This window comes from Bradyrhizobium sp. UFLA05-89, from assembly GCF_059803475.1.
Window position 1 is genome coordinate 1 of the sequence record NZ_JBANBA010000186.1, and the last position, 9983, is coordinate 9983.

9 protein-coding genes and 1 pseudogene are annotated in these 9983 nt (G+C 64.7%); 7 read left to right on the plus strand and 3 right to left on the minus strand.

Annotated elements, in window-relative coordinates:
- The 3 genes and pseudogenes from SO139_RS44250 to SO139_RS44260 all read left to right on the plus strand — a co-directional run.
- Window positions 1-111 (plus strand): annotated as a pseudogene (locus tag SO139_RS44250) (electron transfer flavoprotein subunit alpha/FixB family protein); the annotation flags it as partial.
- Between the two features lie 190 nt (window positions 112-301).
- Entirely contained in the window at window positions 302-1183 is an 882-nt protein-coding gene (locus tag SO139_RS44255) for a 3-hydroxybutyryl-CoA dehydrogenase (protein WP_449383661.1), read from the plus strand.
- Window positions 1184-1368: 185 nt separating this feature from the next.
- Entirely contained in the window at window positions 1369-1563 is a 195-nt protein-coding gene (locus SO139_RS44260; RefSeq protein ID WP_449383662.1) for a hypothetical protein, read from the plus strand.
- A 9-nt stretch (window positions 1564-1572) separates the two neighbouring features.
- Here SO139_RS44260 and tlpA read toward each other — a convergent pair whose 3' ends face one another.
- Window positions 1573-2274 carry a thiol:disulfide interchange protein TlpA gene (gene tlpA, locus SO139_RS44265; RefSeq protein ID WP_449383654.1) on the minus strand — a complete coding sequence of 234 codons (702 nt, stop codon included), beginning with the start codon at window positions 2272-2274 and terminating at the stop codon, window positions 1573-1575.
- 107 nt (window positions 2275-2381) lie between these two features.
- Between tlpA and argH the strand changes: the two genes are divergently transcribed.
- The 3 genes from argH (at window position 2382) to lysA (ending at window position 5455) form a co-directional block, all read left to right on the plus strand.
- On the plus strand, window positions 2382-3779 hold the full coding sequence (gene argH, locus SO139_RS44270; RefSeq protein ID WP_449383655.1) for an argininosuccinate lyase: 1398 nt from the start codon (window positions 2382-2384) through the stop codon (window positions 3777-3779).
- A 93-nt stretch (window positions 3780-3872) separates the two neighbouring features.
- Window positions 3873-4166, plus strand: a complete 294-nt coding sequence (gene lptM / locus SO139_RS44275; protein ID WP_449383656.1) for an LPS translocon maturation chaperone LptM — start codon at window positions 3873-3875, stop codon at window positions 4164-4166.
- 23 nt (window positions 4167-4189) lie between these two features.
- Window positions 4190-5455 (plus strand): diaminopimelate decarboxylase, encoded by a 1266-nt coding sequence (gene lysA, locus SO139_RS44280; RefSeq protein ID WP_449383657.1) that lies wholly within the window; start codon window positions 4190-4192, stop codon window positions 5453-5455.
- A gap of 110 nt (window positions 5456-5565) precedes the next feature.
- Here the strand turns inward: lysA and SO139_RS44285 are convergent, their stop codons facing one another.
- Together SO139_RS44285 and SO139_RS44290 are read right to left on the minus strand one after the other, a co-directional pair.
- Window positions 5566-6456 (minus strand): NAD(P)-dependent oxidoreductase, encoded by an 891-nt coding sequence (locus SO139_RS44285; RefSeq protein WP_449383658.1) that lies wholly within the window; start codon window positions 6454-6456, stop codon window positions 5566-5568.
- A gap of 130 nt (window positions 6457-6586) precedes the next feature.
- The gene (locus SO139_RS44290) at window positions 6587-6970 is read right to left on the minus strand and encodes a carboxymuconolactone decarboxylase family protein (RefSeq protein WP_028134137.1); all 384 of its coding nucleotides are present in this window, start codon (window positions 6968-6970) and stop codon (window positions 6587-6589) included.
- Between the two features lie 171 nt (window positions 6971-7141).
- Here SO139_RS44290 and SO139_RS44295 point away from each other — a divergent pair, with 171 nt between their 5' ends.
- Window positions 7142-9763, plus strand: coding sequence for a TIGR02302 family protein (locus tag SO139_RS44295; protein ID WP_498542006.1), 2622 nt, complete (start codon window positions 7142-7144; stop codon window positions 9761-9763).
- The last annotated feature ends 220 nt before the right edge of the window (window positions 9764-9983 follow it).

Here is a 9983-nt window from a genome sequence, read left to right on the forward strand (position 1 = left end):
AACAAGGACGAGGACGCGCCGATCTTCCAGGTCGCCGACTACGGCCTGGTCGCCGACCTCTACCAGGCGGTTCCTGAACTCACGGCCGAACTCGGCAAGCTCGGCAAGTAAAACACCGTAAAAACACCGGCCGGATGTCCTAACTCCGGCCGGTGTTTCATTTCTGAGGCGGTTTCTTTCGCGGGGGCACGCGGAAGGGCGCGATCCAATCTAGGTTTCGAGCCCGGGTTCTGATTAAATCGGATCCTCGGCTCACGGGGGATAGGCAGGGCGCGGCATCCGCGCCGTTCCGGTGGATGGCATTATGGCAGAGATCAAGAAGGTCGGCGTGATCGGCGCGGGGCAGATGGGCAATGGCATTGCCCATGTCGCGGCGCTGGCCGGTTTCGACGTGGTGCTCAACGACGTCTCGGCCGATCGTTTGAAGTCGGGCATGGCCACCATCAACGGCAATCTGTCGCGCCAGGTGTCCAAGAAGGCCGTCAGCGAGGAGGACAAGGCCAAGGCGCTGTCGCGCATCACCCTCGCCGAGAAGCTGGATGACCTCGCCGACTGCGACCTCGTGATCGAGACCGCGGTCGAGAAGGAGGAGGTCAAGCGGAAGATTTTCCACGAGCTCTGCGCCGTCCTGAAGCCCGAGGCGATCGTCGCCTCCGATACTTCCTCGATCTCGATCACCCGCCTGGCCGCGGCCACCGACCGCCCCGAGCGCTTCATCGGCATTCACTTCATGAATCCGGTGCCTTTGATGGAGCTGGTCGAGCTGATCCGCGGCATTGCCACTGATGATTCCACCTTCGAGGCCTCCAAGGCATTCGTTGCCAAGCTCGGTAAGCAGGTCGCAGTCTCCGAGGATTTTCCGGCCTTCATCGTCAATCGCATTCTGTTGCCGATGATCAACGAGGCGATCTACACGCTTTATGAAGGCGTCGGAAACGTCGAGGCGATCGACGCGGCGATGAAACTGGGTGCCCACCATCCGATGGGCCCGCTGGAACTGGCCGATTTCATCGGCCTCGACACCTGCCTCTCCATCATGCAGGTGCTGCATGAGGGGTTGGCCGACTCGAAATACCGCCCGTGCCCGCTGCTGGTGAAATACGTCGAAGCCGGCTGGCTCGGCCGCAAGACGCAGCGCGGCTTCTACGACTACCGCGGCGCCAAGCCGGTCCCGACAAGGTAAGCCGGTCCATTCAACGGGTGTCGTAGGGTGGCAAAGGCGCGGAGCGCCGTGCCCACCATCTCTCCGTGATCGCAGCAAAAGAGGTGGGCACGCTTCGCTTTGCCCACCCGATCCTGCAAGACCGCGCCTGCTCACCTCTCGTTAACCCCTCGCGCCTAGGCTGCCGCCCGTACGAGGGTCTTTGTATGGACATGATGGCCATGGTCAGCAGCATGCTGGCCGCTCAGCAAGGCGCGTTGCAGTCGAACATCGCGGCGACCGTGACGAAACAGAACTTGGATGCGGAGAAATCCGCCGTCCTGACGCTGCTCGGCGCCGGCCAGCCCTCGCTCGCCAATGTCGGCGCCGGCGTCGGCAATAGCCTCAATATTACGGCTTAAAATTACGGCTTAAAGCGCCGCGGCGGCCGGGTTCAGCGCCGCGCGCAGCAGCTTCACGGCATCATCGCTGGCCCATTCGGCCGGCCCTGCAATCGTGGCGATCTCGCAGCCTTGCGGGTCGACCAGCACCGAGGTCGGCATGCCCAGCGCCCGACCTATTGCCTTAAGATCCTGGAAAACCTTCGCTTTCTGGTCGTTGAAATAGCCGATCTGCGTCAGACCGGCCTCTTTCAGGAAGTTTTTCGGCTTCTCCGGGTCGCGGGTGTCGATATTGATCGCGACCACCTGGAAACTCGGACCCGCAAGCTTGGTCTGGAGCGCCTCCAGCGCCGGCATTTCCTTCCGGCAGGGCACGCACCAGGTCGCCCAGAGGTTCACCAGCACCGTCTTGCCGCGGAAGTCCGAAAGCTTTTTCGGCTTGCCGTCGGCGTCCTCGAAGGCGAGGTCCGGCAGTTTCAACGGCGCGGTCGCCATGGTCAGTGCGGCCACCTCGCCATGAGCGAGCGGCGCGATCCTGCTGGCGGTCTGGACCGCGGCGCGGCAGGCAGGATCGCCCGCCGGCCCCCGCTTCAGGCCCACCCCGTACAGCGCGGCAAAGCCGACCAGGCCGCCGACCACCACGGTGGCGATCACGAGCGGGATCCGGCGGGTGGCCGACCGCGCTTTCCGTTGGTCGAGCATATCGTTGGGGTCGAGCATATCGTTTGTCATCCGGTCGCAGATATGGCTATCAGGGGCCTCTTAATACGGCTGGCTGCGGCCAGCAAACGTGCGGCACAGGCCGTAGCAAGCGACAAGCAAGGCGTGAGCAGGGGATCATGAGCAACAAGATGTGGGGCGGCCGGTTCTCGGAACGTCCCGACGAGATCATGGAGGAAATCAACGTCTCCATCGACGTCGATCGTCACCTCTTCGCCCAGGACATTGCCGCGTCCAAGGCCCATGCCGCGATGCTCGCCACGCAGGGCATCATCACGGCCTCTGATGCGAAAAATATCGGCAAGGGTCTAGACACGATTTTGTCAGAGATCGGCAGGGGCGGTTTCGAGTTCAAGCGCGCGCTCGAGGACATCCATATGAATGTCGAGAGCCGCCTGTCCGAGCTGATCGGCCCCGCCGCCGGCCGCCTGCACACCGCGCGCTCGCGCAACGACCAGGTCGCAACCGACTTCCGCCTGTTCGTCCGCGACATCATCGACGAGACTGATGCTGCGCTCGCTGCGTTCCAAGAGGCGCTCGTGGAACGCGCGCTGGAGCATGCCGGGACTGTGATGCCCGGCTTTACTCATTTGCAGACCGCGCAGCCCGTCACCTTCGGCCACCATCTGCTCGCCTATGTCGAGATGGCCGGACGCGATCGCGGCCGCTTTCAGGATGCCCGCAAGCGGTTGAATGAATCGCCGCTGGGAGCGGCCGCGCTCGCCGGTACCTCGTTCCCGATCGACCGCCACGCCACTGCGAAAGCGCTTCTCTTCGACCGGCCGATGGCGAATTCGCTCGATGCGGTCTCCGACCGCGATTTCGTGCTGGAGACGCTGTCGGCGGCCTCGATCTGCGCCGTGCACATGTCGCGCTTTGCCGAGGAGATCGTGATCTGGACCTCACCGCTCGTGGGCCTCATCCGCCTCAGCGACAAGTTCACCACCGGTTCGTCCATCATGCCGCAGAAGCGCAATCCGGATGCCGCTGAGCTCGTGCGCGCCAAGACCGGGCGCGTCATCGGCGCGCTCAACGGTCTCCTGATCGTGATGAAGGGCCTGCCGCTCGCCTATCAAAAGGACATGCAGGAGGACAAGCAGGGCGCGATGGAAGGCTTTGCCGCGCTGTCGCTCGCGATCCGCGCCATGACCGGCATGGTCCGCGACCTCGTGCCGGACGAAGCGAAGATGAAAGCGGCCGCGGGCGAAGGCTATGCCACCGCGACTGATCTTGCCGACTGGCTGGTGCGGACATTGAAGATGCCGTTCCGCGAGGCCCATCACGTCACCGGTCGGATCGTGGCGAAGGCCGCGAGCGACGGCGTCGCGCTTCACGAGCTCTCGCTCAAGGAGATGCAGGCGATCGAGGCAAAGATCACCAAGGACGTGCTCGGCGTGCTCTCGGTCGAATCGTCGGTAAAGAGCCGCACAAGCTTCGGCGGCACGGCGCCGAAGAACGTCACGGCGCAGGCCAAGGCATGGGCGAAGCGGTTGGAAAAAGAGCGAAAATCGGGCTGAAGGCAAAATTTCGCTTGTTTTTCATGGTCATCCGGCTCTCGCCAGAGCGAGCCAATCTCTGTATGGTGCGGCCCGCGTAGTGGGGATCTCGTCGTGACGTCAAAGTTTCGCCCGACCGGCTCGGGGTGGGCCATCGTTGTCTTGAGCCTGAGCGCCCTGGCGCTCGCCGGCTGCGGCCGCAAGGGTCCGCTGGACCTGCCGCCGACTGCGTCCAGTGCGTCCACGGCCAACGTCGCCCCGGCTCCCACCGATACCGAGACCGAGGCCCAGAAGACGCCGAGCGTGTTCAATCCCACCTACGGCGCGGAGGCTGCGCCGGCCGCTGCCAAGGGCAAGAAGAAATCGTTTGTCCTCGACCCGCTGCTGGACGAAAAGCCCGGCAAGTGAGCCGGGATGATTGAGCGAGCGCCATGAATCATTTCGACTACCGCAACGGCGTCCTGCACGCCGAAGCGGTGAACCTTTCCGATCTCGCCGCGACCGTCGGCACGCCCTTCTATTGCTATTCGACCGCGACGCTTGAGCGGCACTACCGCGTCTTCGCGGACGCTTTTGCCGGCGAGAAGGTGCTGGTCTGCTACGCCATGAAGGCGAATTCCAACCAGTCGGTGCTACGTACGCTGGCCAAGTTGGGGGCGGGCGCCGACGTGGTCTCGGGCGGCGAGTTGAAGCGCGCCCTCGCTGCCGGCATCCCCGCCAGCAAGATCCTGTTCTCCGGCGTCGGCAAGACCGAGACCGAGTTGCGCTCGGCGCTTGCCGCCGACATCCTCTGCATCAATGTCGAATCCGAGCCCGAGCTCGAGCTGCTGTCACGCCTTGCCAGCGAAATGGGCAAGACCGCGCGCATCTCGGTCCGCGTCAATCCAGACGTCGATGCCGGCACGCACGCAAAAATCTCTACCGGCAAGTCCGAGAACAAGTTCGGCATCCCGATCATCCACGCCCGCGAGGTCTATGCACGCGCCGCAAAACTTCCGGGCATCGAGGTGACCGGCACCGACGTGCATATTGGCAGCCAGATCACCGATCTCTCCAAGATGGAGATCGCGTTCCGCATCCTCGCCGAATTCGTTCAGGCGCTGCGCGCCGACGGCCACAATATCTCGCACGTCGATTTCGGCGGTGGCCTCGGCATTCCCTATTACATGGACCGCGAGGCGCCGCCAGCGCCCGACGCCTATGCCGCGATGGTCAGGCGCATCACGCATAATCTTGGCTGCACGCTGATGTTCGAGCCGGGCCGGATGATCGTCGGCAATGCCGGCATCCTGGTCACGAAGGTGATCTACGTGAAGCACGGCGACGGCAAGAACTTCGTCATCATCGACGCCGCGATGAACGACCTGATCCGTCCGACGCTGTATGAGGCCCATCACGACATCCTGCCGGTTACGCAGCCCGTCGCCGGCGCGCCGACGATGCTGGCCGATGTCGTCGGCCCCGTCTGCGAAACCGGCGATTACCTCGCGCTCGACCGCACGCTGCCGACGCCGAAGCCGGGCGATCTCCTCGCCATCATGACCGCTGGTGCCTACGGCGCCGTGCAGGCCGGCACGTACAATTCCCGGCCGCTGGTGCCGGAGGTGCTGGTCAAGGGCGATCAGTATGCAGTGGTCCGCCCTCGCATCGAGGTCGAGCAGCTCATCGCCATGGACACGCCCGCGCCATGGCTGTGAGCGCGTGATCGTAGAAGCCCGGATGGAGCGCAGCGAAATCCGGGACGGTCTATCACGCGTTGCGAAGGACCCGGATTACGCTACGTTCCATCCGGGCTACAAGACTGGCGTCATTTCTTCCCGCCCACCACCACACCCGCCCGCTTCTCGATCGGCTTGATCGCCGCTGTGAAATCCGAATCTGCGCCTTCCTCGCTGATCACGGTCTCCCAGAGACGCCCGACCGCATCCGCGACCTCCATCGACAGGCCGAGCTGCTTCATCTCGTCCAGCGCCAGCCGCACGTCCTTCACCATCAGCCCGGTGGCGAAGCCGAAGTCGAAGCTCCGCGGCAGGACCGAACGCGGAAACTTGTCGCGGCTTGCGGTGTTCATGCCGGAGCCCGCATTGATGACGTCGATCATCACGGCCGGATCGAGCCCGGCCTTGACGCCCATCACCACCGCTTCCGATGTCGCCACGATCGCGGTCGCCGAGAGGAAATTGTTGGCGAGCTTCATGGTCTGCGCCGCGCCCGGCTTCTCGCCGATGAAAAACACCTTTCCGATCACGTCGAGCGCGGCCCTGATGGTCGCGAATTCGGCCTTCGGGCCGGACGCCATCACGGCGAGCGTGCCTTTCTCGGCGCCGGCGACGCCGCCGGAGACGGGGCTGTCGATCTGGACGATGTCGCGTTTTGCCAGCAGGCCGTGAATTTTCACCGCCATCTGCGAGCCGACGGTCGACAGATCGACGAAGCGTTTGACGCGTTTGCCGTCGATCACGCCGTTCGTTCCGGTTGCGACCTCGAGCGAGGCCTGCAGCGACGGCAGGCTCGCCATCACGGTCTCGACCTCATCGGCGACATCCTTCGGCGACGTCGCCGCGGTGGCGCCACGCGCCACCAGCGTGTCGAGGACCTCCTTGCGCGTATCGAACGCAACCAGCCGATGCCCCGCCTCGATCAATCGCCGCGCCATCGGAAACCCCATGTTTCCGAGGCCGATGAATCCGATGTCCATGGTGTTTCCTCGTGTTTTTTGTTCGTTTGTCAGGGACGGAGCTGCGTGCCACCACCTTCCGCTGTCGTCCCGGCGTTCGCCGGGACGACTCGGGGAGAATGCGGTGCATTCCTTACGGCGCCAGTGTCGCTCACGCCTTGCCGTCGATTTCGGCAAACACCTCGCGCGCGATGCGAAAACTGTCGACCGCGGCCGGCATGCCGCCATAGATCGCGACCTGCATCAGGATCTCGCGGATTTCCTCACGGGTGACGCCGTTGGTCAGCGCGCCCTTCAGGTGCGCGCGGAACTCGTGCTGGCGGTTGAGGATCGCGATCATCGCGATGTTGAGCATGCTGCGGGTCTTGCGCGGCAGCTCCTCGCGGCCCCACACCGTGCCCCAGCAATATTCGTTGAGCATCTCCTGGAACGGCCGATTGAAGTCGTCGACGTTCTTCAGGGCATTGTTGACATAGGCCTCGCCCAGCACCGCTTTGCGAACTTCCAGCCCCTTGTCGTGCATCTTCTTGTCCATGGCGTTCCTCGTGTCTTGCCTGAAGGATTTGCGACCGAAACCTACGGTGACGAACACAACCAGTCACGCCTTCGTGTTATGCACCGCTCGGGTGCGGGGTCCCGTAGAGGAACGGGTGCCTCAGTGCTGCCGTTGTGCTAGGCTGTCCTTCCGGGCAACCTGGAGAGTTGATTGAACGGCGTCACCCCCGACCCGTCAGACCCGATGCGCGATGGCGATACTCTGTCGCGGCTGAAGCTGGCGCAGGCCCTCAAGCGGGCCACATATGCGATCGCCTGGGAGCGCGCCTGGCCGCATCTGGCGCGGTTTTTGACCGTTGTCGGACTGTTTCTGGTGGTATCCTGGGCTGGCCTCTGGCTGGCGCTGCCCTTCATCGCCCGCGCGATCGGGCTTGGCCTGTTTGCCGTCGCGGCGCTTGCCGCCCTGTTCCCGCTGATTCGCTTCCGCTGGCCGAGCCGCGAGCAGGGCCTGAGCCGGCTGGACAACGGCTCGGGCATCCGCCACCGCCCGGCAACGACGCTCACCGACACCCTGAGCACGCAGGATCCGGTCGCCCAGGCGCTGTGGCAGGCGCAGCGCGAGCGCACGCTGGCATCGCTCAAGCGCATCCGCGCCGGATTGCCGCATCCGCGGCTCGCGATCCACGATCCCTGGGCGCTGCGCGGGCTCGTGATGGTGATGCTGGTCGCGACCTTCTTCGCCGCCGGCGACGAGCGCGCGATGCGCATGGGCGCTGCGTTCGATTGGAACGGCGTGCTGGCGCCGACGAATATCCGCGTCGACGCCTGGGTCACCCCGCCGGTCTACACCTCCAAGCCGCCGATCATCCTGTCGGCCGCCAACAAGGAGGCCGCCGCGCTTCCCGCGAGCGGCCCGCTCGCCGTTCCCGCCGGCTCGACGCTGATCGTGCGCTCCTCCGGCGGCAGCCTCGACGTCGTGGTCTCCGGCGGCCTCAAGGAAGTTGCGCCGAACGAGCAGGCCCCGAAAGGTACCAGCGAGAAGCATTTTGCCATCGCTAGCGACGGCACGGCGCATGTCCGCGCGCCTTCCGGACAGCCGCAATGGAAGTTCGCCGCGACGCCCGATCGGCCGCCGACGATTGCACTGGCCAAGGATCCCGAGCGTCAGGCCAGAGGCGCGCTGCAGCTGTCCTACAAGATCGAGGATGATTACGGCGTCACCGGCGCCGAGGCACAATTCGTCGTGCGTCCGTCCGATGCCCAGAAGGGCGACGAGAAGGCCGCGCCGCGGCCGCTGTTCCAGCCGCCGCAATTCGCGCTCGTGCTGCCGAACGCGCGCACTCGCAACGGCCTCGGCCAGACCGTCAAGGACCTCAGCGAGGACCCTTACGCCGGCGCCGATGTCACGCTGACGCTGACTGCCAAGGACGAGGCGGGCAATGAGGCGAAGAGCGACCCCTTCAACATGCGGTTGCCCGAACGTCTCTTCACCAAGCCGCTGGCGCGCGCGCTGATCGAGCAGCGCCGCATCCTGGCGCTCGATGCCAACAAGAACTCCGACGTCTATGCCGCGCTCGACGCGCTGATGATTGCGCCGGAATTGTTCACGCCCGAGACCGGCCAATATCTCGGCCTCTACAACGTCGCGAGGCAGCTCGAGGCTGCTCGCACCGACGACGCGCTGCGCGAGGTCGTTGCGAGCCTCTGGGCGCTTGCGGTGACGATCGAGGACGGCAACATCACCGACGTCGACAAGGCGCTCCGCGCGGCGCAGGACGCTCTCAAGCAGGCGCTGGATCGCGGTGCGAGCGACGAGGAGATCAAGAAGCTCACCCAGGATCTGCGTCAGGCGCTGGACAATTTCATGCGCCAGCTCGCCGAGCAGTTCCGCAACAATCCGCAGCAGCTCGCCCGTCCCCTTGATCCCAACACGAAGATCATGCGTCAGCAGGATCTCAACAACATGATCGACCGCATGGAGCGCCTGTCACGCTCCGGCGACAAGGATGCGGCCAAGCAATTGCTCGACCAGCTCCAGCAGATGCTGGAGGGCTTGCAGATGGCGCAGCCGGGTCAGAGCGGCGAGAGCGACATGGAGCAGGCGCTCAACGAGCTCGGCGACATGATCCGCAAGCAGCAGCAATTGCGCGACAAGACCTTCAAGCAGGGCCAGGATTCCCGGCGCGACCGCATGCGCGGCAAGCAGGGCCAGCAGGGCGATCAGTCGATGTCCGACCTGCAGCAGGACCAGCAGGCGCTGCGCGACCGCTTGAAGAAGCTTCAGGATGAGCTCCAGAAGCGCGGGCTCGCGCAGAACGGCCAAAAGGGTCAGAAGGGCCAGAAAGGCCAAAAGGGTCAGCAAGGCGAGCAGGGACAACCGGGCCAGCAGGGCCAGGGCGGCGATGAAGATGCCGACCAGGGCGATGATGACGGCGGTCTCGATGCTGCCGACAACGCCATGGGCGATGCCGGCTCCAAGCTCGGCGAAGGCAATGCCGACGGCGCCGTGGACTCGCAAGGCAAGGCGCTCGACGCGATGCGCAAGGGTGCGCAGAAGATGGCCGAGGCCATGCAGCAGGGCGACGGCGACGGCCAGGGCGATGGCCCCGGCAATCGTGCCGGCCGCCAGCAGAGCGGTGGCAACCAGACCGACCCGCTCGGCCGTCCCTTGCACGGCCGCGAGTTCAGCGACGACTACACGGTCAAGATCCCCGGCGAGATCGACGTCCAGCGCGCCCGCCGCATCCTCGAAGAGCTCCGCCGCCGCCTGGGCGATCCTTCTCGGCCGCAGCTCGAGCTCGACTACCTCGAGCGCCTGCTGAAGGATTTTTGAGCACTCGCGCCGTGATTCCGGGGCGCGCGTGAGCGCGATCCCGGAATCTCATGTCATATTCTCCGTCATTGCGAGCGCAGCGAAGCAATTCGGAATCTTTCCGCGGAGGATCTGGATTGCTCACATGGGGAGTTGGTGTGTCGAGGTGGTTGGTCAGCTCTTTGTTCGATTGCAGGCCAGCTCTTCGTCCCGACCGTTGGAGTGTGAAGATGGCGCGCGC

Coding starts and splice junctions, on each gene's coding strand:
- SO139_RS44260 (WP_449383662.1), top strand. CDS start 1,369: ATGGACATGATGGCCATGGTCAGCAGCATGCTGGCCGCTCAGCAAGGC.
- tlpA (WP_449383654.1), bottom strand. CDS start 2,274: ATGACAAACGATATGCTCGACCCCAACGATATGCTCGACCAACGGAAA.
- argH (WP_449383655.1), top strand. CDS start 2,382: ATGAGCAACAAGATGTGGGGCGGCCGGTTCTCGGAACGTCCCGACGAG.
- lysA (WP_449383657.1), top strand. CDS start 4,190: ATGAATCATTTCGACTACCGCAACGGCGTCCTGCACGCCGAAGCGGTG.
- SO139_RS44285 (WP_449383658.1), bottom strand. CDS start 6,456: ATGGACATCGGATTCATCGGCCTCGGAAACATGGGGTTTCCGATGGCG.
- SO139_RS44290 (WP_028134137.1), bottom strand. CDS start 6,970: ATGGACAAGAAGATGCACGACAAGGGGCTGGAAGTTCGCAAAGCGGTG.